Genomic DNA, 3,304 nt, shown 5'->3' with positions numbered 1-3,304 from the left:
TCTTCAGTGTGATGAATGCGGTGTTGCTGCAGTCGCTGCCGGTAGCCGATGCCGATCGACTCGTCTATCTGCATACCTCGAATGCCCCGCGCGGGACCGGCACGATCGATAGCACGCAGACCTTCTCCTACCCGGTCTACGACGCCCTGCGCAAACAGGCTGGCGGAATGTCCGCAGTGATCGCATACGTCCCGCTATCGGGAAACAAAGTGGCAGTTCGCTACGGATCGGAACCGGAAGAGGCCGAGGGCGATATGGTGAGCGGCGCCTTCTTCTCTGGCCTGGGTGTCAAGTTGCAACGCGGCCACGGGTTTACGGAACAGGACGAGAAGGACCACGCGCCGATAGCCGTCATCAGCAACGAGTATTGGACCCGGCGTTTTACGCGCAATCCGGATGTGCTGGGTACGACGCTATACGTAAACGGCATTGGCTTCACCATCGTTGGTATTGCTGCGAACGGCTTTGAAGGTCTGGAGGCCGGGAAGTCGACTGATTTCTGGGTGCCCTTACAGAATCGGCCCGAGCTGAATGCATGGGGAAATCCGCCCGAAGATGGCAAGGCATATATGGCCAACCCGACGTGGTGGTGTCTGCGGCTGATTGGGCGGCTCAGCCCGGACGTCACAAAGACACAGGCCGTGGCGCAGTTGCAGCCCGTGTTTCAGACAGCAGCTTACATCGGTCTTGGCTCACCGATGGCCGGCGAGCAGAGGCCAACCTTAAGTCTCGTTGAGGCAAAAGGATTCCCTGGATATGCCGAGCAGTACGGCAAGCCTCTGCGGCTGTTGATGGGCATGGTTGCGCTGGTATTGCTGATCGCGCTTACGAACGTTGTGATGCTTCTGACGGCGCGCAATACAGGCCGGCAGCGGGAGTTCAGCATGAAGCTGGCCCTGGGCGCAGGTCGCGGTGACTTGCTGCGGCAACTGCTGACGGAAAGCCTGCTGCTCGTGGTGGCGGGAGGAGTCGTGGCCTGGACCTTCGCTGTTTTCGCGACCAGGGCACTTGGCGCCTGGGCCCAGATCGAATCGAGCCTTGCTCCGGACGGAACGGTTCTGCGTTTCACTGTGGCTGTTCTGACATTGGCGATCATTCTGTTTGGACTGRCCCCTCTTCGCATCGCTCTCGCAGCAGCGCCATCGCTCGCTCTCAAGACCTCCGCAGCGACCTCTGCGACCGATACAGGAAAGTCGCGTGCTGGCAGGATCATCGTCACGCTTCAGATGACCTTTTGCGTTGTTCTGCTCGTCGGTGCTGGACTTCTGTTTCGCACGCTGCGCAATCTCGAAAACACTTCGCTTGGGATGAAGGTCGATGGTCTTGTCGTCTTCGGGGTGAGTCCGCATATTAAGTCGCTTCCCCAGGGCAGAGAGTTCTACCGCGAGCTGATCGGAAAATTACGGGGACTTCCCGGCGTCGAATCCGTAACCATCATGGAAGAGCGCCTTGGGGCATGGTGGTCCGATAACAGCGACATGATGGTTGACGGCAAACTGCCGGAGGTTGCAAATGGAAGTTCGAGAACGGTTCGCAGTAACGTAGCCGGCCCAGGCTTCTTTACGACCCTCGGAGTTCCCGTGCTTGAAGGCCGTGACTTTGCCGATTCCGACACACCGGCTTCGCCTCACGTCGGCATCATCAACGAGGAGTTCGCAAAGCGCTTCCTTCCCGATCAAAACCCACTGGGACATATCATCGGTCCTGATAACGGGATGTATCAGATGACTATTGTCGGCGTGGTGAAGAATCATAAGTACCGCAGTATTGATGAAGAGCCGATTCCCATGGCCTGGTATATGTATGCGCAGATTCCCATCATTGGCAAGATGGAAGTGGAGATGCGTGTGCAGGGAGAGCCGCTTGCCATTCTGCCTTCGGCCCGCAGAATGGTACAGCAGTTGGATCCGAATCTTCCCTTGATTCAGCCGATAACCCAGCGCGCCCAGTATGATTTGACGATCTCGAATCAAATGCTCTTCGCTCGGCTCGCCGGGTTCTTCGGACTATTGGCGGTCGCATTGGTAGCGACTGGGCTCTACGGCACGCTTGCGTATCGAGTGAACAGGCGAACGGCAGAGATCGGAATACGCATGGCGATGGGAGCCGGACGAGGCCAGGTGGTTTGGATGATTATTCGGGACTCTCTGGCCCTCACCGCAATCGGGGTCAGCCTGGGCATTCCGCTAGCAATGCTCGTGGGGCGAGCTCTGGACTCATCCCTGTACGGAGTGAAGCCGTTGGACGGGGCAAGCTATTTCCTCGCGATTACCGCGGTTGTGTGCGTTGCGCTTGCAGCGAGTGCGGTGCCCGCGCGGCGCGCCGCCAGTATCGAACCGTTGACTGCCCTGCGAACAGAATAGTTTTGCGCCGCCGGCTGACGACTTTGGCGCAATAGGCCCACCCATCAGGTTTCAATGGTTGATAGGCTATCTGCCATTCGTTTGGCGTTTAGCGATTGCCCAGCGCTTCCTGAGCCGCGGCCCATAGGAAGTGGAGATTGTTGATCGTATAACCCATGGTTAAACCATTATCCCTTCCATGGCATCGCACTCGACAGAGCGCTGTTCATGTCTCACGATGACATAGCGAGCATAGACCAAGGTGCATCCCCACAAAAACACGCTGCCAAATTGATCAGGAACGCGGGCCACATGCTCCGATCGAGTGAGCCGTCGCCGCTTAAGACGGGTGAAGGATGCTGGGTACGCCACCAGCGAATGCTCATGAAAACAATTGGGATATCAACACCCGCGAAGATGCTCAGCACTGCTGCGATCACCGGGAAGGGGAATACAACATCCTGGATGCAGCTCGGGGGACGCGATCCCCTAAACCAATCGCTCTATCTTCGGTCGAAGACGGTGATGGCCGGCTATATTTCAGCCTCCAAATCTGTAACCGTTGCGCGGCGGCGCAACCATTTCGCACCGAAGGTGCGAATGCCTTGCTTAAGGGGACGGCTTCAGCCGTCCCGTCCCCGCACTGAAATGCATGCGGCTTTAGCCGCTGAGGTACCGAKGCTATGCCCTCAGCGGCTAAAGCCGCRCCTCTGTGGGACATCTGTGCAGCCTGGGAGATAGGTAACAGTTTAGACCGGGCAGATGGGTAACACTTTTTGCTCGGTAGGTTTATGTATCTGAGTTTTTTTGATYTCAGGTAGTGGTGGAGGCGGTGGGAATCTGGGAATTTCGGTTGTATGAAATTTCCAGATTTCCATCGTCTTGTTGTTGGGGGAGGTTGCCGACGTTGAGGTTCTGTTGGTCGAAGTAGGCGATGGGGAAGGTTGCGTAATAGACGCACC

Annotated in this window: 1 protein-coding gene; it reads left to right on the top strand. The window is 57.2% G+C overall.

Translation table 11 applies throughout. From position 1 onward, the window contains the following. Positions 1-2,363, top strand: a 2,363-nt coding sequence (locus tag AB4043_RS19575) for an ABC transporter permease (protein ID WP_442307838.1), incomplete at its 5' end; no start/stop codon positions are given. Between the last annotated feature and the right edge of the window lie 941 nt (positions 2,364-3,304).

The sequence above is a fragment of the Terriglobus sp. YAF25 genome (assembly GCF_052113305.1).
GTDB lineage: Bacteria > Acidobacteriota > Terriglobia > Terriglobales > Acidobacteriaceae > Terriglobus.
The sequence above is the reverse complement of the archived record's forward strand: the minus strand, read 5'-3'. Positions and strand labels throughout refer to the sequence as shown.